This is a genomic window from Streptococcus mitis, from assembly GCF_946190115.1.
Classification (GTDB): Bacteria; Bacillota; Bacilli; order Lactobacillales; family Streptococcaceae; genus Streptococcus; species Streptococcus mitis_CO.
On the sequence record NZ_CAMHZG010000013.1, the window covers coordinates 23,235 to 43,058 of the forward strand.

The following is a 19,824-nucleotide window of genomic DNA, read 5'->3' on the forward strand; positions in this document are numbered from 1 at the left end:
AAACAGGGAGGTTATATATTTTATCTATCAAAGAGATAGATAAAAACTATTTCAATCCCAATTCTTCATAAGGTTTTCGATAACCGATTTGCTTAACAGTTCCATTTTCTACTAAAATGGGTCGTTTTAACAACATTCCGTCGCTTGCTAGCAACTCAGCTGCTTCTTGGTTTGACAGGCTTCCTACCTTATTTTTCAGCCCTAATTCACGGTATTTGATCCCACTGGTGTTGAAAAATTGCTTCAACTCAAAACCCGAGGTTTCTAGCCAGTTTAAAATGACTTCTTGGCTAGGTGTTTCTTCGACGATATGGACGGCTTTGTAGTCCACACCTAATTGATTTAATTCTTGTTTTGCTTTTTTACAAGTTGAACATTTTGGATATTCGATAAATTCTAACATGTCTTTCACTTTCTATTATTTATATCTTTAAAATCTGCGTCTTCATGCTCCAAGAGCCAAGCTTTCTTTTCCACTCCTGCAGCATAACCTGTCAGACGCTTGCCAGCTCCCAGCACCCGATGACAAGGTACTAGGATAGACCAAGGATTGCGTCCTACCGCTCCACCAATTGCTTGAGCAGAATCCACTTGCAAGTCTTGTGCTATTTGTCCATAGGTCACTGTCTGACCATAAGGAATTCCCTGTAGATAGGACCAAACTCGCTTTTCAAAATCCGTTCCGATTGGAGCCAAGGGCAAGTCGGATAAATCCTGAGGCTTGCCTTTAAAGTAAGCATCTAAGCAAGCAATAACTGGGTCTAAAATGGGATGACTAACAACTGCTTCTATAGTCTCATCTCCCAGTCCCCTCTCAAAATGCTTCTGCTCATGCACCCAAATGCCATACAGATATTGCTCGTCGGCAACCAGTGATAGAATACCAATTGGCGAAGAGTAGAGAATTTTTGCATACTTCTTTTGCATTATTTCTTCAATTTTTGATAGGCCAAGCGTTCGCCATCAACTGGGACCTTACCAACCTGTTTAAAACCGAGTTTTTCAAAAATATGTTGCATAGCCTTGTTTGCAACATGTGTATCTGAGCGAAAATCTAGATAGTCAAAACCTTCAATCAAGCCCTCTAAGAAGGTTTGAGCAATTCCTTGTCCCTGGACATCTACAGCCACAGCAATACGGTGAAAGACTAGGTACTCTGACTCTCCAGCTTGCCATTTTCCTTCATAAATGGATTCATAGGCCTCCTCTGGACTCTTGGTCACAGCTGCATAAGCTAGTAGTTCTCCATCTTCCAATGCTACATAGGCTTGACCTGAGATAATATCCTCAATAATAATATCAGCATTTGGATAACCATTTTGCCACTGGTCACTACCAGCATCCGCTAAACATTTTTTAGCATCTTCCATCACCTGCATGATGGCATCTACTTCATTTGGAAAAGCTAAACGAATCTCCATCTTTTCTCCTCATTTCTGACTAGTTTCTCCCATCATAGCATAATTTAAGTCTTTCTACAAGCAGTTAAAACTTGACTTTCTGTTTTTGTTATTTTATAATCTAGTTATTAAAACTAGATAAAAAGGAGTTGGAAATGAAAACTACCTTTTCCTACCCAAAATGGGCAGAAATTCCAAACATTGACCTCTATCTAGACCAGGTTTTACTCTATGTCAATCAGGTCTGCGCCCCTATCTCTCCTGATAAAGACAAGGGCCTGACAGCATCTATGGTTAATAATTATGTGAAACATGGTTACCTGACAAAGCCTGACAAGAAAAAATACCAACGCCAACAGATTGCCCGTCTGATTGCTATCACAACCCTAAAGTCTGTCTTTTCAATCCAAGAAATCGCTCAGACACTGAATACTCTCCAAACTCAAGCAAGTTCAGACCAACTCTACGATGCTTTTGTGGACTACATGAACCAAGGAATTGACCCAGCTAACCCCATTATCCAAACCAGCTGCAAAACCGTTAAACTCTATCATCAAACTCTAGCCTTAATCGATCATACTCAAGAGGAGGTAATCAAATGAACACTAGTCTTAAACTCAGCAAACAACTCAGTTTTGGAGAGGAGATTGCTAATAGCGTGACCCATGCCGTAGGTTCAATCATCATGCTCATCTTACTGCCTATTTCATCCACCTATAGTTATGAGGCACACGGATTTTTATCATCTATCGGCGTTTCCATTTTCGTTATTAGTCTCTTTCTCATGTTCCTCTCATCCACCATTTATCACTCTATGGCCTATGGTTCAACCCACAAATATGTCTTGAGAATTATTGACCATTCTATGATTTATGTTGCCATTGCTGGCTCTTATACACCTGTCGTACTGACTTTGATGAATAACTGGTTTGGCTATCTAATTATTGTCATTCAATGGGGAACGACCATCTTTGGTATTCTCTATAAAATCTTTGCTAAAAAGGTCAATGAGAAATTCAGCCTTGCTCTTTACCTGATTATGGGCTGGTTGGTTCTGGCTATCATTCCTGCCATTATCAGTCAAACAACGCCAATTTTCTGGAGTCTCATGGTAACTGGCGGACTCTGTTATACAGTTGGGGCTGGATTTTACGCCAAGAAAAAACCTTATTTCCACATGATTTGGCATCTCTTTATCCTAGCAGCATCTGCCCTCCAGTACATTGCCATTGTTTATTTCATGTAAAAATAGGTTAGGAGAAAAAATCCTAACCTATTTTTTATTCTCTATGATGTTTTATACCCAATCAAAAAAAGTACTCTAGTCCATTTTATAGTACCTACTAGCGTGCCGTCAATTATGGGATACTGCTTCCCTGATAGTATGTAAATCAGAATAGTTATACTCTTCGAAAATCTCTTCAAACCACGTCAGCGTCGCCTTACCGTACTCAAGTACACCCTGTGGCTAGCTTCCTAGTTTGCTTTTTGATTTTCATTGAGTATTAAATCATAATCATCCGTTAATGAACCGTACCTAACGAATCAAGACAGACAAATGGTCACATAACAAAAAAAACGTTTTGCAACGTTTTTTTGACTGTAATTTCTTTAAATGCATTTTTGCCTAAGGTAAATTATTCCCTGCTGCAAGATAAATTTCATACCATTCTTTTCTTGTTAAGCTAAAGTTTGCCGCTTGGCTAACTTCTCTCAAGTGCTTAGGATTTGTTGTTCCTACCACTGCCTGCATTTTTGCTGGATAACGCAATATCCAAGAAATGGCAATAGTTGAAGAGGTTACTCCATATTTAATAGCTAAACGATCAAGTACTTGATTTAAAGCTTGAAATTTCTCATTTCCAACAAAATTCCCTTTAAAATACCCAAATTGTAAGACAGACCATGCTTGAATGACCACATCGTGTAATTTGCAATATTCAAAAATGCTGCCATCTCGCATAGCTGCTTGACTATCTTCCATATTAACATGAAAACCTGATTCGAATCCTGGAGTAAAAGCCGCACTCAATTGTAACTGATTAACAGCTAACGGCTGCTTGACATCTTTTTTAAGCAACTCCATCATCATAGGATTTTGATTAGAAACTCCAAAATCTCGAACCTTACCTTGTTTATAAAGAAGATCAAAGGCTTCTGCTACTTGGTCAGACTCCATCAAAGCATCTGGTCGATGAAGGAGCAAGCTATCTAGATGATCAATCTTCAATCTTTGCAAAATTCCGTCTACTGATTTTATAATATAGTTCTTAGAAAAATCAAAATAGGTAAATTCTTCAATGCGAATGCCACATTTTGACTGAATCCACATTTCTTCTCTTAAATCTGGACGATTTTTTAGGACGAGACCTAACAGTTCTTCACAACGACCACGACCATAAATATCAGCCAAGTCAAAAGCATTGATTCCAACAGAAAGTGCTGTTTCTACAAGCTCTTCAACTTCTTTTACAGACTTATCTTCTATTCTCATCATTCCGAGAACAATTTCTGATAATTCTTTGTCATCTTGACCAAGAGTTATGTACCTCATCAAATTTTTCTCCTTTAATTTCTAACATTCTTCCCTTCATTATAACAAAAAACCGCTTTGCAACGGCTTTTTGACTATATTTCACTCCATTTTATCTTCTTAAACCCACGGAAAAAGAGAAAGATACCAATAAAGAGAACAGCTAAAGGAATAATCTTTGTAAGAAAAACATTTGAAATTCCCATCCACTCATAGTAACGGAGCAGAGAACCTACAATAAGCTGGGCAACAATCATACTGTTAAAGGGACGAAAAAAATCTTCTTTCCAATTCCAAATACTGATGACTAGAGAAAGCGTAAAAACAAGGAAACTATCCCAGGGAGCAGGAAGATAAAATGCTCCTTCTTGTACAAAACTTCCTATTCCTACATATCCCAGAACAACTAGCAGAACAAGAATCCCAACGACAATATAGGTGCCAATTTTCATTTTAGGAGAATCTTGAACTAAGCCCCAACGTAAGATTGTGGCCACAAGTCCAAATCCAATCAGAAAAATAAGAAGTTGCCCTAAAAATGTAAGCAAATTGACTGTTAAGAGAGGACCTTTAGAAAAATCACTTAGTAGCTGATAATAACGTAATACCGCTAAGACAAGAATTGGCGTCAAAAGGGACTCCTTGATAGAACTGCGAGGTACTTCCCTGAGCATCTCTTTCATTAATTTTTTAGGATTCTTACCTAGATACTCCTCTGCACTCATGCCATCTCGTTCTGCTTCTGAGAAATCTAACATCATCAAATAAATCTGCTCTCTGAGATAGTCCTCATCATAGAGAAATCCAGCAAGATTAAAACTATCCCACAGCTCCTCAAAATACTGCTGATTCTCCTCAGAAAACTCATGCAACAAAGCGCTTGTTTCTTCGTAATACTTCATTTTCTTCATGGTTTAACCCCCATTCTTAATTCCTTCTACTTTTTGACTCAAATCGTCCCATTGTTGCCAAAAGACCGAGACACGCTCTTCTCCTTCTTTGGTTAACGAAAAATACTTCCGATCTGGACCATCTGGCGACGGGCGCATGTCGCCTCTTATCCATTGATTTTTTTCTAACTTTTGCAACAAAGGATAAATAGTTCCTGGAACGATAGTGTCAAATCCAGCATCTCGCAAAGTTTGAACCAACTCATAACCATACCGCTCTTTTTGACCAATCATATCCAAGACACAACCTTCAAGAACACCTTTTAATAGTTGAGTTTCTTTCATCCCTTCTCCCTTCTAATCTATTTTGTAATACCTACTAGTAGCTTCATCTATAATATACCACTTTCACACTAGTTTGTAAAGCATAATAGTTAATGCTCTTCGAAAATCTCTTCAAACCACGTCAGCATCGCCTTACCGTATGTATGGTTACTGACTTCGTCAGTTCTATCCCCAACCTCAAAACAGTGTTTTGAGCTGACTTCGTCAGTTCTATCCACAACCTCAAAACAGTGTTTTGAGCTGACTTTGTCAGTTTCATCTACAACCTCAAAGCAGTGCTTTGAGCAACCTGCGGCTAGCTTCCTAGTTTACTCTTTGATTTTCATTGAGTGTAAATAAAAAACAGAACTAGCATGAACTAGTCCTGTCTATTTTTACCCAATCACACTTCCGTTTGGTACAGCTGGATCAACTGTAAGAAGGGTTAATTGTCCATCATGTTCAGCTGATAGGATCATACCTTGGCTGACATATTTCTTCATCATTTTACGAGGTTTGAGGTTAGCAACAATTTGGACTTTCTTGCCGACCAATTCTTGTTCATTTGGATAGTATTTTGCAATTCCTGAAAGAATTTGACGATCTTCACCATCACCAGCATCCAAGCGGAATTGAAGTAACTTATCTGAACCTTCCACTTTGGAAACTTCTTTGACTTCTGCAACACGGATTTCAACCTTATCAAAGTCTTCAAACTTGATTTCTTCCTTGTTTAGTTTGAGTTCAACTTCATCTGGATTCCATTCTTTCTCGACTGCTGGTTTGTTACCTTCCATTTGTTCCTTGATATAGGCGATTTCTTCTTCCATATCCAGACGGGGGAAGATTGGTGTCCCTTTGGAAACTACAGTTACACCTGCAGGGAAGTCAGCCAAGCTCAAGTTCTCAAGGCTAGCAACTTCTGCTAAACCAAGTTGAGTCAAAACTGCACGACTGGTTTCCATCATAAATGGCTCAATCAAGTGTGCTACGACGCGAAGGCTAGCTGCCAAGTGGCTCATGACACTTGCTAATTGGTCACGAAGTGCTTCATCCTTGGCCAAGACCCATGGTGCGGTCTCATCGATGTATTTATTAGTACGTGAAATAAGAGTCCATACTGCTTCTAGGGCACGTGGGTAGTCAACTGCTTCCATGTGAGTGTGGTAGTCAGCGATTGATTCAGCAGCTACTTGAGCAAGAGCATTGTCAAACTCTGTTACACCCTCTACATAGGCAGGGACTTGCCCGTCAAAGTATTTATTAATCATAGAAACCGTACGATTAAGGAGGTTCCCAAGGTCATTGGCCAATTCGTAGTTGATACGGCCTACATAGTCTTCTGGAGTGAAGGTTCCATCTGAACCAACTGGAAGGCTACGCATGAGGTAGTAACGAAGTGGATCTAGTCCATAACGCTCTACCAACATTTCAGGGTAAACGACATTCCCTTTAGATTTAGACATTTTGCCGTCTTTCATGACGAACCAACCGTGAGCAATCAAACGATCTGGCAATTTGATATCTAACATCATAAGAAGGATTGGCCAGTAGATTGAGTGGAAACGAAGGATGTCTTTTCCTACCATGTGGAAGACTGTTCCATTCCAGAATTTGTCAAAGTTACCATGTTCATCTTGACCGTAGCCAAGAGCTGTCGCATAGTTAAGAAGGGCATCAATCCAAACATAGACAACGTGTTTTGGATTAGATGGCACTGGCACACCCCATGTAAAGGTTGTACGAGAAACTGCCAAATCTTCCAAACCTGGCTCGATGAAGTTGCGAAGCATTTCATTCAGACGACCATCTGGAGTGATAAATTCAGGATGAGCTTTGAAAAATTCGACCAAGCGGTCTTGGTATTTGCTGAGGCGAAGGAAGTAAGATTCTTCTGAAACCCATTCAACCTCATGACCTGATGGAGCGATACCACCAGTCACATTTCCAGCTTCATCACGGAATACTTCTGCAAGCTGACTTTCTGTAAAGAATTCCTCATCTGAGACTGAGTACCAACCAGAATATTCACCCAAATAGATGTCATCTTGAGCAAGTAAGCGTTCAAAGACTTGTGCGACAACTTTTTCATGGTAGTCATCAGTTGTACGGATAAATTTATCGTATGAGATATCTAGTAATTGCCAGAGTTCTTTAACTCCAACTGCCATTCCATCAACATAGGCTTGAGGTGTAATTCCAGCTTCTTCTGCTTTTTGTTGAATCTTTTGACCATGCTCATCAAGACCTGTCAGATAAAAGACATCGTAGCCCATCAGGCGTTTGTAACGCGCTAAGACATCACAGGCGATGGTTGTGTAGGCAGATCCGATATGAAGTTTTCCAGATGGATAGTATATCGGCGTTGTAATATAAAAATTCTTTTCAGACATAATTTTTCCTTTCCAGGCAAATGAAACCTGTTTTTCTAACACTTCATTATATCACATTTTTAAGAATTTTCGATAGGGAAATCCATACAAAAACAAGATAGACAAGCGTCCATCTTGTTGATCTTATTCATATCGAAGGGCTTCAATTGGATCAAGTTTCGATGCCTTGTTGGCTGGCAAGACTCCAAAAATCATACCAACACTAGCCGAAACTGCAAGACTAAATAGGGCAACCGGGATTGACACTCCCACCTCTATACCCGCAATCAAACCTTGTAATAGTATACCAGCTATAGCGGTTAAGCCTGTCGCAATGGTTAAACCAATGACTCCGCCTAACAAGGTCAAAATCATGGATTCAATCAAAAATTGGATTAAAATATTAGCACGTGTCGCACCCAAAGCCTTACGGAGACCAATCTCACGAGTACGCTCTGTCACCGAAACCAGCATGATGTTCATAACACCAGTCCCTCCAACAAAGAGAGAAATTCCTGCGATGGCACTAATAACCGTCGTCATAAATCCAAAAAGTTGTTGTACTTCTTGGAAGGCTGCAGTCGCATCTGCCACCTGATACTCCCCTTGCTGAATACCAGCAATCTCGGTCAATTTTCTAGCTAATTCTGGTCCCACAGTTGGTGTCAAACTAGTATCATTGACACGGAAGACAATATCAGAAATTTCATCCATATTGAAGTTATTGGCAAGAGAAATATTAGTCGTAATCGGAAGTCCACCAATACCAAAAGTCTTGGCAGTCTTGGCCTCATCGCTAGTATAGACACCAATGACACGATAACTAAAGCCACCGACATCTATAATCTGGTTAACAGCTTCTTGAGCTGACCCAAACAGACTATTAGCAAGTTCTTGGTCTAGTAAAATGACACTAGCGACATCTTTATAATCCTGAGCTATAAGACTTCGGCCTGCAACAATTTCATTTTCAACCGCCTTCATGTAGGTAATATTCCCACCCGTCAAGCTAGCGCGCTCCACTTTTTTATCTTTATAGGATAGGGTGGTATTTGTTGAGTTGGTTACATAGTAACTATCCACACCCTTAAGTTTTGCTGCCTCCTTGACCCAAGCTTCTTGCGGTTTTGGTGGTTCAACAGGAACTTCCTCTTCTTTCCCAGAAACTGTCAAAGCTGATTGTTTTTGGGTAAAAGAACCGTCTTTACTTTTAATAGGCGAGAAAAAGACATGGATATTCTTCTGTGACTTGGTCATGTTTTTATTGACCTGACGAGACATGGAATCCCCCAGAGCCATAATCACAACAACTGATGAAACACCAATGATAATCCCAATCATAGTGAGAAAAGAGCGCATCTTGTGGGCCATGATAGATGAAAAGGCAAATTTCAGATTCTGCATCTTAGTTTTCCTCCTTTTCTAACTGCGCACTGTCAGACGAAATAACTCCATCTCGAATGACAATCTGGCGTTTAGCATAAGCAGCTATTTCAGGCTCATGCGTTACCATGATAATAGTTTTTCCTTCTTTGTTCAAGTCAACCAATAGTTGCATAATTTGGTTCCCTGTTTGGGTATCCAAGGCTCCTGTCGGTTCGTCTGCTAGGATAATAGAAGGATTGTTTACCAAGGCACGCGCAATAGCTACACGTTGCTTTTGACCTCCAGATAATTCTGAAGGTAAATGGTGACTACGTTCTGTCAATTCAACCTTATCTAAATATTCCTCGGCTAACTTGCGACGTTTTGAAGATGAAACTCCTGCGTAAATCAAGGGCAATTCTACATTTTGCAGAGCATTGAGTTTAGATAGAAGAAAGAACTGTTGAAAGACAAATCCGATTTGTTGGTTGCGGACCTTGGCTAGTTGTTTTTCACCTAGTCCCGCCACTTCCTGACCTTCAAGATAATATTCTCCACTGCTTGGTGTATCCAACATACCAATCGTATTCATGAGAGTAGACTTACCAGAACCAGATGGTCCCATGATAGCAACGAATTCACCCTCATTCACTTCAAGGTTAATATTTTTAAGTACCTGCAGTTCTTGGTCGCCATTACGGTAACTTCTGCAGATATTTTTTAGACTAATTAGTTGCTTCATCAGCCTTCACCTCTTTTCCTTCCTCTAGAGAAGACGTTGGGTTACTGATGACCTTGACTCCATTTGTCAGACCTGAAGTGATTTCTTGGTTGTCTGCATCAGCATTACCCAAACCAACTTCCACTTTCTTGGCCTTTTTCTGCTCGTCAAGCACCCAGACATAGTTCTTATCATTTTCAGTCACAACACTTGTTAGAGGAACCAAAATGGCTTTACTCTTATTCTTGACCTCAACACTTACTGAGAATCCTTGTTTCAAGTCACCGATTTCACTTGTAACATCGATGGTATATGGATATTTAGAACCAGAATTACCACCTGCTGCGGCAGTAGCTGCACTTGCTGCTTCACCATTGTTTTTAGGGTAGTCAGAAATGTAGCTAATCTTACCAGTCCAGCTCTTATCTTGGTAAACTTTAGAAGTAAAGGTTACTTCTTGTCCTACAGAGAGGTTGGCAAGGTTATATTCAGATAGTTCCCCCTTAACTTGCAAGTTTTCATTACTTACGACATGCACTACCACTTGGCTAGCTCCAGTTGGAGATTTAGAAACATTACGGTTGACTTCGACCACAGTTCCCTCTAGGGTACTGAGAACCGTCATGGCATCCAACTGACTTTGAGCCTTACTTAATTGTGCTGCTGCATCTGCACGAGCATCACGAGCATCACCTAGTTGAGCATCAATAGATGACACTGAATTTCCTGAGACTGGAGCTGGAGTTTGCCCTGCAGCTCCTTCGCCTCCTGCTGGCGTTGGCAACTGTGGAGCCGGAGCTGAAGCAGCTTCATTTCGTGCTTGATTGAGTTCATTGATATGACGATCTGCCTTCGCAACTGCTCGACTGGCTGAATCATAGGCCGCCTGGGCTTCTGAACTACTGTACTTGACTAAAGCCTGCCCTTCGCTGACCTTATCACCCACAGAAACAAGGATTTCATCTAAATCTCCTTTACTAGCATCAAAATAAACATACTGTTCATTTTTTGCTGTTACTGTCCCTGATAATAAAACAGAGGATGCCACGCTTCCTTCCTTAGCAACAACAAGATGAGTAGCCTCATCTTTTACAGCAGTCTGAGAAGGTTGTCTAAAGAGCAAAATGCCCCCAGCACCCAATACAACTACACTTGCAGCACCAATTGCTGCATACAATTGCCACTTTTTAGCTTTACCATTCTTTTTCATAATGAAACTCCTTTTTGATTTAAAGTTCTTAACAATATTATACAAAAATTATCAATTTGAAACAATAACATTTCAGAACGAAATAATGACATTTCAGGATTTAATTATTGTTCGGAATTTATTTTACAATCGTTGTACTAGTTATATAATACACTTTATTTTTCTTTTTTGCAAGCCTTTTCTTTAAATTTTTTGAACGTAGCAGATTTTTGCAATCAAATCAAAAAAAAGATAGAATATGACTATCAAAAAATGACACTCTACTATTTAAAAGAGTATAAAGGAGTTTTCAATGAGAGAATATGATATCATTGCTATCGGTGGAGGTAGCGGAGGAATTGCTACCATGAACCGTGCTGGTGAACACGGAGCCAAAGCGGCCGTTATTGAGGAAAAGAAACTAGGCGGAACATGTGTCAATGTCGGTTGTGTTCCTAAAAAAATCATGTGGTACGGGGCGCAAATCTCTGAGACTTTCCATCAATTTGGAGAAGACTACGGTTTTAAAACTACTGATCTTAACTTTGACTTTGCAACCCTACGTCGCAATCGTGAAGCCTACATCGATCGCGCTCGTTCTTCTTATGATGGCAGTTTTAAACGCAACGGAGTAGACTTGATTGAAGGTCATGCTGAATTTGTAGATTCTCATACTGTTAGCGTAAATGGTGAACTCATTCGTGCTAAACATATCGTGATTGCTACTGGTGCCCATCCAAGTATTCCAAATATTCCTGGTGCTGAGCTAGGTGGCTCTTCTGATGATGTATTTGCCTGGGAAGAATTGCCAGAATCAGTTGCTATTCTAGGCGCGGGTTATATTGCCGTTGAATTGGCTGGCGTACTCCACACCTTTGGTGTCAAGACAGACCTCTTTGTTCGTCGTGATCGTCCTTTACGTGGTTTTGATTCTTACATCGTTGAAGGTTTGGTAAAGGAAATGGAAAGAACAAACTTGCCACTTCATACTCACAAAGTCCCTGTCAAGTTAGAAAAAACTGCTGAAGGCATTACTATTCATTTCGAAGATGGTACTAGTCACACAGCTAGCCAAGTTATCTGGGCTACAGGTCGCCGTCCAAACGTTAAGAGCTTGCAACTTGAAAAAGCTGGAGTAACTCTGAATGAACGTGGCTTTATCCAAGTGGATGAATACCAAAATACTGTTGTTGAGGGAATCTATGCTCTAGGTGATGTAACAGGCGAAAAAGAACTGACTCCAGTTGCTATCAAGGCTGGACGTACCCTATCTGAACGTCTCTTTAACGGAAAAACAACTGCAAAAATGGACTACTCAACTATTCCAACTGTTGTCTTTTCACACCCTGCTATCGGAACTGTTGGTTTGACAGAAGAGCAAGCTATTAAAGAATACGGTCAAGAACAAATCAAGGTTTATAAATCAAGCTTTACTTCTATGTACTCTGCTTGCACTTGCAACCGTCAAGAAACTCGTTTCAAATTGATAACAGCTGGTTCAGAAGAAAAAGTTGTCGGACTTCATGGAATTGGCTACGGCGTTGATGAAATGATTCAAGGATTTGCCGTTGCTATCAAAATGGGAGCAACCAAAGCAGACTTTGATGCAACCGTAGCGATTCACCCAACTGCATCCGAAGAATTTGTAACCATGCGTTAATCGAAATAAAAGAAGCTGATACAACTGTGTCTGCTTCTTTTTTGATGATTTACGAATCGATGAAAACAACTTACCCAGTCAGCAAATCGGCCGTTACAGCTTTTGTTACCTTATTTTCAAAAACAGGTTGACAATGATTCTCCTACGAGTATAATTGTTACTATACATCAGAAAAGAGGTTAACTATTTTGAAAAAAGCTCACGTTTATGCTATCCCTGCTATTGGGGCTGTTCTCATTGCTGTTTTAGCACAAATCAGTCTTCCAATTGGACCTGTTCCCTTCACTCTGCAAAACTTTGCAATCGGCCTGATTGCTACTGTCTTTAGACCGAGAGAGGCTGTACTTTCTGTTGGACTCTATCTTCTTCTAGGTGCTATCGGTCTTCCTGTCTTTGCAGGAGGTGGAGCTGGATTTCATGCTTTGATTGGTCCTACTGCAGGCTATCTTTGGTTTTATCTTGTATACTCTGGACTTACTTCTTCTCTAACCAACAGCAAGAGTGGTGTTGTTAAGATTTTTCTTGCAAACCTCTTGGGTGATACCCTTGTCTTTGTCGGCGGGATTCTCAGCTTGCATTTCCTAGCTGGAATGGCATTTGAAAAAGCTCTTGCTGTGGGAGTTCTTCCCTTTATCATTCCAGACCTTGGTAAAATTATTGCTATTAGTTTTATTAGCCGTCCATTACTTCAACGCCTTAAAAATCAGGCTTACTTTACTAACTAAAAAGGATATTGAGTTATCATGACTCAATATCCTTTTCTTTCATTTTGAAAACTTAGTTGCCTTTAAAGGCATCAACCATCGTTTGAAATTCTTCATTTGAAAGAGTAATCCCTTTGCCCATTTTAGTATGATCTGGACTCCAAGCACGAATATCAAACTTTGCAGGAGCACCATTAAAGCTCACACGGTTGATTTCCTTGGTCCAACCTTTTTCGTTTTCAGAAAGAGTCAACAAGTGCTCTTCGATTTCAAATGTAAATTCTGCCATTTTCTTCTCCTTTTTTAGCTTTCATTTGATTATTCGTAAAATCTTGTAGATTTTAGGAAAATTTTATATAATATGGTATAAAAGAAGGGAGGCCAATATGAGACATAAATTCCAGCAAGTTATAGATAAAATACATGACTTTTTAAATGGACATGAAGAACCAGACCATACTGAAAGCAACTCCCTTACAGCCACCATTGAAGAGGCTATCCAGAAACAAACTGCTGTTCACCTTATCTTGTCTGAGGCAAGCTTTACAGGTGACATCATCAAATACGATCAGCAACGCCAGCAAATTATCGTGAAAAATTTTGCCAAAAATGTGACCCGTATTATCCGCATAAGCGATATTCAACGCCTACGATTTGTCCCTTCAACCGTCCAAACAGCCCAAAAAAATAGATTTAAGAAAGAGTGAGATGTAGTTGCTTCATCCCACTCTTTTTTCTTAGCGAATTTGTTCAAAATGTAAATGAACTGCGATATGATCTCCATAACCACTTCTTTCCAAGTCACGTTGTAGACGATAGGAAATGTAATGTTCTGCAATGGTAATGTAACCTGCACCCAGTAAACGATGTTCAACCATAGACTGAATCATGCTGATGGTAGCACGTTCCACCTTAGCCTCTTCCAAATCCAAAACCACTTTCTTAGTGACTTGTGCAAGGTTTTGACGCAAATCATCTGTCAATACATAGACAGTCTGAGCTGCCTTTAAGATAGCTTGGTAAATCTTATCTGGATTAAATTCAGCAATTTCTCCATCACGTTTGATTACTTGCATAGGTATCTCCTTTATTCTTTGTTTTCTTTGATTTCTGCCAGCATTTTTTCTTCTTCTGCTGTCAGTTGATAATGTTCAAGCAAATCCGGTCTGCGCTCGTAGGTTTTCTTTAAACTCTCATACAATCGCCACTGACGAATCTTTTCATGGTGCCCGCTCATCAGAACATCTGGGACAACCATGCCTCGATAATCATAGGGACGTGTGTATTGAGGATATTCGAGAAGGCCTGAAGAAAAACTATCATCTTGGTGGCTAGACTCCTTACCAATCACTTCTGGAATCAGGCGTACCGTAGCATCAATCATAGTCATGGCCGCCAATTCTCCACCAGTTAAGACATAGTCGCCCAGGGAAATCTCATCTGTCACCAAGGTCTTAATACGCTCATCATAACCCTCATAGTGCCCACAGATAAAGATTAACTCTTCCTCTTGAGCCAAATCCTCAGCATAGGCCTGATCAAACTGCTTTCCAGCAGGATCGAGGAGAATGACGCGCGGATTTTTCTTTTCAATAGCGTCAAAGGTATCGAAAATGGGTTGGGCGCGAAGTAACATCCCCTGACCACCTCCATATGGCTCATCGTCGACATGGCGGGCCTTTTCAGCATTTTCTCGAAAATTATGATACTGGATATCCAAGAGCCCTTTTTCTCGAGCCTTTCCAACGATTGAGTGCTCCAGCGGAGAAAACATCTCTGGAAAGAGGGTTAAAATATCAATCTTCATCGTCTAACCCTTCTAAGATTTCCACATCGACACGGTTATTCGGAATATCAACATTGAGAACCACTGGTGGAATATAAGGCAAGAGCAAGTCACGTTTGCCTTTTCGCTTGACCACCCAGACATCGTTGGCACCTGGTTGTAGGATTTCCTTGATGGTTCCAATCAAATTATCACCCTCATAGACTTCCAAACCGATAATCTCGTGATAATAAAATTCACCATCGTCTAGGTCATTCAAATCTTCCTCAGCAACCTTGAGACTGTATCCCTTGTACTTTTCGATAGCATTGATATGGTACATATCTTTGAATTTAATAATGTCAAAGTTCTTCTGTTTACGGTGACTAGCGATAGTCACTGTTTGGACAAACTGATCTTTTTCATCAAACAAAGCCAGTTCAGCCCCTTTTTTAAACCGTTCTTCTGCAAAATCCGTCACAGACAAGACTCGCATCTCACCCTGCAACCCCTGCGTATTGACGATTTTCCCAACATTAAAGTAGTTCATCTTGTCTCCTGTAGTCTCCTTCTTTCCATCTTATTCGGACAATTCTCGAATAATAGTCGCAATTTTTTCGGATTCGGACCATTGTAAATAATGGTGATTCCCTCCTAAAATGAGTCTAGCATTGGAAGTCCAATATTCTGATTCTCTGTACTCTTTTTCTCTATAAGGCTGACAAAAAACAAATACAGGGATACAATCTGGTATTGATACATCCTCAAAATCTTCCTCAGTAATCTCTCCAGATATCTGAAATCCTGAATTTTGCTTTTCTAACTCTAAGCCTTTTTCTTGCATTATTTCCCAGATTTCTTTATTCGTTTCAGGGCTAAATGTTGCTTGAGTTAAGTTCTTAAAATAAAGTTCAGGACCATACTCGTCAATCAGCCTCATCTGCTCTTCCATTTCTGGATAAGGAGTTTCTAAAAAATCAGCAAACATGACGTTTTTAGTTGTCGGTTCAATTGCTAGTAAAGCCTGACACTTAATTGGTTTCTTGAGTAATTTGCAAGCTAAAATTCCACTCCAACTATGTGCACAAAGTATATATTCAGAAACTTCCAATTCTTCAAGCACTTCATAAACTGCATCTACAAGATTATCCAGATTTTTGTCAGCTTGGTCATGAATCGGACTCCTACCTGTGTTCGGAAAATCAATTGTCAAATAACCAATTGTAGGAGGAAGTTTTTCAAGTATAAGTGAAAAATTTTCATAACTTGGTAGCAAACCTGCTCCGTTTAGACAAATTAGCACTTTCTTTTGCTTTTGATAAGTAACAGAGAGACTACCAATTTTCGTAGATACATCAATCCTCTTCACAAAGAAATCCACTCATTCTATATAATGAATTATTAAAAATCCTTATCTTTTATTTTATCACGTTCCATGGATTTTCTCAAGTTGGAGAAAAAAGACACTATAGATATTATCCCTCTAAAAATCCTTCCAAATCCTGATGAGGCTATTTTAAACTTCTCCACACAAAAAAGCGAGACATTCGTCCCGCCCTTCTTATTTTTCGTCAATAACGATTCTTACTTTTTTGTCTTCAGTTGGGACAGAGTAGACAATCGTTCTTATCGCAGAAATAGTGCGACCCTTACGACCGATTACACGACCCACATCGCTTTGATCAAGATCCAAATGATATTCCAAAAACTCTGGTGTATCTTCAATCTTGATAGTTAAGGCATCTGGTTGTGAAATCAAGGGTTTCACAATCGCAATAATGAGATTTTCAATCGTATCCATCTGTCAACCTACTTTAAACTTATTTTGAGAATTTAGAATCGTGGAATTTCTTCAATACACCTTCTTTTGAAAGGATGTTGCGAACTGTATCTGAAGGTTGAGCTCCATCAGCCAACCATGCAAGAACGCGGTCTTCTTTCAAAGTTACTTGGTTTTCAGCAACAAGTGGGTTGTAAGTTCCAACTGTTTCGATGAAACGTCCATCACGTGGTGAACGTGAATCTGCTACGTTGATACGGTAGAAAGGTTTTTTCTTAGAACCCATACGAGTCAAACGGATTTTAACTGCCATTTTTAAAGTCTCTTTTCTTATTTTTTATTTCGGTGAAATAGCTGAGCTATTTAGCACATGTTCTATTATAGCAGATTTCTGACAAGTGTCAAGAAAAAAACTTGACAGACTATAAAATTTTTAAACCATTTATAAATTTGTTAGAAGTAGGAAATAAATGTTTGAAAGAAGCTAGCCGTGAATACTATTTTATACTCAATGAAAATCAAAGAGCAAACTAGGAAGCTAGCCGCAGGCTGTACTTGAGTACGGCAAGGCAAAGCTGACGTAGTTTGAATTTGATTTTCGAAGAGTATTAGAAACATTTTATAAAGACCATCAACTCAAACCCTTCATATCGCCTGAACGAGATTTGGATACTTGGCTCCTAAATCCCAAGCCTGCTCCCAAGCGAAATATCAAGGATTTTAAGAATGATATCTACTAATTAATTTATAAAATATGAATTAATAGATTCTAAATAGGGGAATAATTTGGTTCTGTAAAAATTAACTTCTACACCTACAAAGCTTATTCTGAAAGACTTTATAACAGTATAAGAAAAAAAGTAGAGATTCATACAGTATCCAGATTTTTCAAAAATTCTTTATCATCAAATATTATTAATGAAACTATCCAAACCAAATCCGATGCATTGCTTCAAAGAATTCTTTAGTTGTTTGACTATCGAGGGCTTTTATTAAAAAAATTTTTCAAATAATTGCCACCTTGGCACATAAATTCTTGCTTTCTAAATTTAAATGTGATATATTTGTAACATGAAATTTAAGTGTTATATATTTATAACACAAAAAAGGAGTCTATCATGAAAAAAAGTCAAAAAATGCGTGGCCTCATTGCAATGATTGCCGTAGCTCTCTTTATTGATTTTATTGTTTTATTTGGTTCTAATCTTAGTTGGGGACCCAAGTTAGTTATTGCTGGTATTTCAGTGTTAGGTCAGATTGTAGCTATTTGGGGCTGGCTACATAGGAAACCATGGCCTCATAAGAGTCAGAAAAGTAAGGGAAAGACTATTTTTGACTTGTCTGCTAAGCTTTACACGATACTTTTTTTTGCAGCAAGCATTTTTTATACAGTAGGGATTTGGGTTGCGACCCCAAGCGTAAGTTCTGGTATTAAAGAATGGATTTTGGGAATTGGCCTCTTTATTGAAGTGATTGTATTTGGTTTTTTCTGTTTGAAAAATGTCAAGGAAACTCCGGACGAACGCTTTTATGCTAATTTAGCCAAGGCAGCTAGCTTGATGTTTGTTTTTATACTAGGCGCACTGATGATCCTAGCAGTTATCATTGGGTATATGGGGCCTCTCACTCTTTACATAGGCCAGATATTTATTAGCATAGCTGCCTTGATTTTCATCTTTGCGGTTGTCTATTTTATCTTGGAACGTAGAGGATAAGTATGGCCAAAGAAAGCAAGATTATTACTAATCTCAAATCTGTTCGTGAGTCCACAGGCATGACCCAGCAGGAGTTAGCCGACCGCATCGGCATGCGACGCGAGACAATTCTGCACTTGGAAAATAATCGTTACAATCCTTCGCTGGAAATGGCTCTTAAAATTGCTCAAGTTTTTAATCTAAAAGTAGAAGACCTCTTTGAACTCAGACAGCAAGAGGAAGCATAATTCTTTTCGAGACCTAGTATTAAGTTCATTGATTAATTAGGAATTGAAGCCAAAAGAAAAAATCCTTTGAAAATGTGCTCTTTTAAAATATAGTAATGCTTTCGAATTAACGTTTACTAATTGTGATACTTTACGAGCTTTCTTAAGACCTGTTTTCCAAGTTACTTCGAGTACACTTATGGCATTGATGCTCCTAAGCAAGCGACTTTCTGGTTGGCTTCCTCTAAAACTACCTTGTCACTAACATTTGAAATCCCCTTCCTTTTAGGGTACAATGGTAGAAATGAATTTTTGAGAGGAATAGAATGAAAAAACTAGCAACCCTTCTTTTACTATCCACCGTAACTCTAGCTGGGTGTAGCAGCATCCAACGCAGTCTGCGTGGTGATGACTATGTAGATTCTAGCTTGGCCGCTGAGGAAAGCTCCAAAGCAGTTGCCCAATCTGCCAAGGAGTTAAACGATGCTTTAACAAACGAAAACGCCAATTTCCCACAACTATCTAAAGAAGTTGCTGAAGATGAAGCCGAAGTGATTCTCCACACAAGCCAAGGTGATATTCGCATTAAACTCTTCCCTAAACTCGCTCCTCTAGCAGTTGAAAACTTCCTTACTCATGCCAAAGAAGGCTACTATAACGGTATCACCTTCCACCGTGTCATCGATGGCTTTATGGTCCAAACCGGAGATCCAAAAGGGGACGGTACAGGTGGCCAGTCTATCTGGCATGACAAGGATAAGACTAAAGACAAGGGAACTGGTTTCAAGAACGAGATTACTCCTTATCTCTATAACATCCGTGGTGCTCTTTCTATGGCTAATACTGGTCAACCAAACACCAATGGTAGCCAGTTCTTCATCAACCAAAACTCTACAGATACCTCTGCTAAACTCCCTACAAGCAAGTATCCAAAGAAAATCATCGAAGCCTATAAAGAAGGGGGAAACCCTAGTCTAGATGGCAAACACCCAGTCTTTGGTCAAGTGATTGATGGTATGGATGTTGTAGATAAGATTGCTAAAGCCGAAAAAGATGAAAAAGACAAGCCAACTACTGCTATCACAATCGACAGCATCGAAGTGGTGAAAGACTACGATTTTAAACTCAATGAAAATCAAAGAGCAAACTAGGAAACTAGCCGCAGGCTGTACTTGAGTACGGCAAGGCGACGTTGACGCG

General features: G+C 39.5%; 25 protein-coding genes. 8 read left to right on the top strand and 17 right to left on the bottom strand.

Annotated features, from left to right (window positions below):
- Nucleotides 1–46: 46 nt before the first annotated feature.
- Genes N8L90_RS07650 through N8L90_RS07660 form a run of 3 tightly spaced genes read right to left on the bottom strand, consistent with a single transcriptional unit; the run spans nucleotide 47 to nucleotide 1,421 of the window.
- Entirely contained in the window at nucleotides 47–403 is a 357-nt protein-coding gene (locus tag N8L90_RS07650; RefSeq protein WP_101782587.1) for an arsenate reductase family protein, read from the bottom strand.
- A 5-nt stretch (nucleotides 404–408) separates the two neighbouring features.
- A complete protein-coding gene (locus N8L90_RS07655) occupies nucleotides 409–927 on the bottom strand; it encodes a methylated-DNA--[protein]-cysteine S-methyltransferase (protein ID WP_101784678.1) in 519 nt (172 codons plus the stop codon).
- On the bottom strand, nucleotides 927–1,421 hold the full coding sequence (locus tag N8L90_RS07660) for a GNAT family N-acetyltransferase (RefSeq protein WP_101784676.1): 495 nt from the start codon (nucleotides 1,419–1,421) through the stop codon (nucleotides 927–929). The genes N8L90_RS07655 and N8L90_RS07660 overlap by 1 nt, the downstream gene beginning before the upstream one ends.
- A 134-nt stretch (nucleotides 1,422–1,555) precedes the next feature.
- Between N8L90_RS07660 and N8L90_RS07665 the strand changes: the two genes are divergently transcribed.
- Together N8L90_RS07665 and trhA are read left to right on the top strand one after the other, a co-directional pair.
- On the top strand, nucleotides 1,556–2,002 hold the full coding sequence (locus N8L90_RS07665; protein WP_101782584.1) for a DUF1836 domain-containing protein: 447 nt from the start codon (nucleotides 1,556–1,558) through the stop codon (nucleotides 2,000–2,002).
- The gene (gene trhA / locus N8L90_RS07670) at nucleotides 1,999–2,646 is read left to right on the top strand and encodes a PAQR family membrane homeostasis protein TrhA (RefSeq protein ID WP_101782583.1); all 648 of its coding nucleotides are present in this window, start codon (nucleotides 1,999–2,001) and stop codon (nucleotides 2,644–2,646) included. The genes N8L90_RS07665 and trhA overlap by 4 nt, the downstream gene beginning before the upstream one ends.
- 381 nt (nucleotides 2,647–3,027) lie before the next feature.
- On the opposite strand, the gene N8L90_RS07675 is transcribed toward trhA, so the two are convergent.
- The 7 genes from N8L90_RS07675 to N8L90_RS07705 all read right to left on the bottom strand — a co-directional run bounded on the left by N8L90_RS07675 (nucleotide 3,028) and on the right by N8L90_RS07705 (nucleotide 10,818).
- Nucleotides 3,028–3,954: an aldo/keto reductase gene (locus N8L90_RS07675; protein ID WP_153192483.1), complete on the bottom strand. Its 927-nt coding sequence runs from the start codon at nucleotides 3,952–3,954 to the stop codon at nucleotides 3,028–3,030.
- Nucleotides 3,955–4,028: 74 nt separating this feature from the next.
- A complete protein-coding gene (locus tag N8L90_RS07680; protein ID WP_153192485.1) occupies nucleotides 4,029–4,844 on the bottom strand; it encodes a hypothetical protein in 816 nt (271 codons plus the stop codon).
- Nucleotides 4,845–4,847: 3 nt separating this feature from the next.
- A complete protein-coding gene (locus tag N8L90_RS07685) occupies nucleotides 4,848–5,168 on the bottom strand; it encodes a PadR family transcriptional regulator (RefSeq protein WP_049495225.1) in 321 nt (106 codons plus the stop codon).
- A gap of 374 nt (nucleotides 5,169–5,542) precedes the next feature.
- On the bottom strand, nucleotides 5,543–7,540 hold the full coding sequence (gene metG, locus N8L90_RS07690) for a methionine--tRNA ligase (protein ID WP_261024922.1): 1,998 nt from the start codon (nucleotides 7,538–7,540) through the stop codon (nucleotides 5,543–5,545).
- Between the two features lie 123 nt (nucleotides 7,541–7,663).
- The gene (locus N8L90_RS07695; protein ID WP_261024923.1) at nucleotides 7,664–8,923 is read right to left on the bottom strand and encodes an ABC transporter permease; all 1,260 of its coding nucleotides are present in this window, start codon (nucleotides 8,921–8,923) and stop codon (nucleotides 7,664–7,666) included.
- A 1-nt stretch (nucleotide 8,924) separates the two neighbouring features.
- Nucleotides 8,925–9,626, bottom strand: a complete 702-nt coding sequence (locus N8L90_RS07700) for an ABC transporter ATP-binding protein (protein ID WP_261024925.1) — start codon at nucleotides 9,624–9,626, stop codon at nucleotides 8,925–8,927.
- Nucleotides 9,610–10,818 (bottom strand): efflux RND transporter periplasmic adaptor subunit, encoded by a 1,209-nt coding sequence (locus N8L90_RS07705; protein ID WP_261024935.1) that lies wholly within the window; start codon nucleotides 10,816–10,818, stop codon nucleotides 9,610–9,612. Before N8L90_RS07705 ends, N8L90_RS07700 begins: the two co-directional genes overlap by 17 nt.
- A gap of 289 nt (nucleotides 10,819–11,107) precedes the next feature.
- Here N8L90_RS07705 and gor point away from each other — a divergent pair, with 289 nt between their 5' ends.
- Entirely contained in the window at nucleotides 11,108–12,454 is a 1,347-nt protein-coding gene (gor, locus tag N8L90_RS07710) for a glutathione-disulfide reductase (protein ID WP_261024926.1), read from the top strand.
- A gap of 188 nt (nucleotides 12,455–12,642) precedes the next feature.
- Nucleotides 12,643–13,179: a biotin transporter BioY gene (locus N8L90_RS07715; RefSeq protein ID WP_261024927.1), complete on the top strand. Its 537-nt coding sequence runs from the start codon at nucleotides 12,643–12,645 to the stop codon at nucleotides 13,177–13,179.
- 52 nt (nucleotides 13,180–13,231) lie between these two features.
- Here N8L90_RS07715 and N8L90_RS07720 read toward each other — a convergent pair whose 3' ends face one another.
- A complete protein-coding gene (locus N8L90_RS07720; RefSeq protein ID WP_000807422.1) occupies nucleotides 13,232–13,447 on the bottom strand; it encodes a YdbC family protein in 216 nt (71 codons plus the stop codon).
- Nucleotides 13,448–13,544: 97 nt separating this feature from the next.
- On the opposite strand from N8L90_RS07720, the gene N8L90_RS07725 reads away from it, so the two are divergent.
- The gene (locus tag N8L90_RS07725; RefSeq protein WP_261012645.1) at nucleotides 13,545–13,865 is read left to right on the top strand and encodes a hypothetical protein; all 321 of its coding nucleotides are present in this window, start codon (nucleotides 13,545–13,547) and stop codon (nucleotides 13,863–13,865) included.
- Nucleotides 13,866–13,895: 30 nt separating this feature from the next.
- Here N8L90_RS07725 and N8L90_RS07730 read toward each other — a convergent pair whose 3' ends face one another.
- The 6 genes from N8L90_RS07730 to rpsP all read right to left on the bottom strand — a co-directional run bounded on the left by N8L90_RS07730 (nucleotide 13,896) and on the right by rpsP (nucleotide 17,016).
- Nucleotides 13,896–14,234: an ATP cone domain-containing protein gene (locus tag N8L90_RS07730; RefSeq protein ID WP_001196040.1), complete on the bottom strand. Its 339-nt coding sequence runs from the start codon at nucleotides 14,232–14,234 to the stop codon at nucleotides 13,896–13,898.
- Between the two features lie 11 nt (nucleotides 14,235–14,245).
- Nucleotides 14,246–14,965 (bottom strand): tRNA (guanosine(37)-N1)-methyltransferase TrmD, encoded by a 720-nt coding sequence (gene trmD / locus N8L90_RS07735; RefSeq protein ID WP_261024928.1) that lies wholly within the window; start codon nucleotides 14,963–14,965, stop codon nucleotides 14,246–14,248.
- Nucleotides 14,955–15,473, bottom strand: coding sequence for a ribosome maturation factor RimM (rimM, locus tag N8L90_RS07740; RefSeq protein WP_001105892.1), 519 nt, complete (start codon nucleotides 15,471–15,473; stop codon nucleotides 14,955–14,957). The genes trmD and rimM overlap by 11 nt, the downstream gene beginning before the upstream one ends.
- 30 nt (nucleotides 15,474–15,503) lie before the next feature.
- Complete coding sequence (locus N8L90_RS07745; protein WP_261024929.1) at nucleotides 15,504–16,292, bottom strand: alpha/beta fold hydrolase; 789 nt, start codon at nucleotides 16,290–16,292, stop codon at nucleotides 15,504–15,506.
- Between the two features lie 192 nt (nucleotides 16,293–16,484).
- Nucleotides 16,485–16,724, bottom strand: a complete 240-nt coding sequence (gene kphA, locus N8L90_RS07750; protein WP_000379617.1) for an RNA-binding protein KphA — start codon at nucleotides 16,722–16,724, stop codon at nucleotides 16,485–16,487.
- Nucleotides 16,725–16,743: 19 nt separating this feature from the next.
- Entirely contained in the window at nucleotides 16,744–17,016 is a 273-nt protein-coding gene (rpsP, locus tag N8L90_RS07755; RefSeq protein WP_000268760.1) for a 30S ribosomal protein S16, read from the bottom strand.
- A gap of 805 nt (nucleotides 17,017–17,821) precedes the next feature.
- Here rpsP and N8L90_RS07760 point away from each other — a divergent pair.
- The 3 genes from N8L90_RS07760 (at nucleotide 17,822) to N8L90_RS07770 (ending at nucleotide 19,775) form a co-directional block, all read left to right on the top strand.
- On the top strand, nucleotides 17,822–18,418 hold the full coding sequence (locus N8L90_RS07760) for a hypothetical protein (RefSeq protein ID WP_261024930.1): 597 nt from the start codon (nucleotides 17,822–17,824) through the stop codon (nucleotides 18,416–18,418).
- A 2-nt stretch (nucleotides 18,419–18,420) separates the two neighbouring features.
- Complete coding sequence (locus N8L90_RS07765) at nucleotides 18,421–18,645, top strand: helix-turn-helix transcriptional regulator (RefSeq protein ID WP_001041101.1); 225 nt, start codon at nucleotides 18,421–18,423, stop codon at nucleotides 18,643–18,645.
- Nucleotides 18,646–18,950: 305 nt separating this feature from the next.
- Entirely contained in the window at nucleotides 18,951–19,775 is an 825-nt protein-coding gene (locus N8L90_RS07770) for a peptidylprolyl isomerase (protein WP_261024931.1), read from the top strand.
- The last annotated feature ends 49 nt before the right edge of the window (nucleotides 19,776–19,824 follow it).